This window comes from Stenotrophomonas sp. P5_B8 (genome assembly GCF_054049855.1).
On the sequence record NZ_JBFULO010000780.1, the window covers coordinates 1 to 857 of the forward strand.

Below are 857 nucleotides of genomic sequence, written 5' to 3' on the forward strand. Positions count from 1 at the left end.
ATGAGCGCCTCCGCAGCCGCCGGCGACATGGCAAACCTCCGGGACGCAGTGAATCAAGCTCTCGACGCGGGGTTGAGCGTGGCCGAAGCGCGAGAGATCCTCGTGCAGGTCTACGCCTATGCGGGGTTTCCGCGCAGTCTGAATGCGTTGAGCGAACTGATGAGGGTGGCAGAAGCCCGCAGGCAGCGCGGCCTTCAGGATGAAATCGGTCGCGAGCCGGGCCGGCCGATTCCCAAAGGCGACGCGTTGCTCGCTGCAGGCACGGCCAATCAGACCAAGCTGGCTGGGGGGCCGGTCTCCGGGGCTTTGTTCGATTTCGCACCGCAGGCAAATGAGTATTTGCGTACGCACCTGTTTGGCGACATCTTCGAGCGCGACAACCTGGATTGGCAAAGCCGGGAGTTGGCAACGGTCAGCATGCTGGCGGCCATGTCCGGGGTAGAGCCCCAGTTGCAGTCGCACATCGGTATCAGTATGAACATAGGGCTGCGCCCAGAGCAGCTGTATGGGATAGCGGATGTTCTCGAAGCGCGCGTCGGCCTGGAGGCTGCCGAGCGCGTCCGCCTAGGCATTCAACGTCACCTGGAGGCCCGACCCGAATGATGTTCAGGCCAGAGGCATCGTCGAGTGGCATGCACGAACGGGAGGCTTAAGTGAACACGATACTGATCGGCACTTTCATCGGCGTGGCGGCATGCGCCTTCAGTGTTGGCGCTGAGGAGGCTCAGATGACGAGGCTCTCGAAGATCACCGTCAATGCAGACCATCTTCCCGCGTATCGAGCTGCCCTGGCTGACGAAGTTCGCGCCTCCATGGCGCTTGAGCCAGGCGTGCTGTCGCTGTATGCGGTGTTTGAC

General features: G+C 62.2%; 1 protein-coding gene and 1 pseudogene. Both read left to right on the forward strand.

All coding sequences use genetic code 11. The features are described 5' to 3' along the window. On the forward strand, positions 1-603 hold a 603-nt coding region (locus ACXJKH_RS21420), incomplete at its 5' end, for a carboxymuconolactone decarboxylase family protein (protein WP_457322399.1). Positions 604-653: 50 nt separating this feature from the next. Beyond that, positions 654-857, forward strand: a pseudogene (locus ACXJKH_RS21425) (putative quinol monooxygenase); the annotation flags it as partial.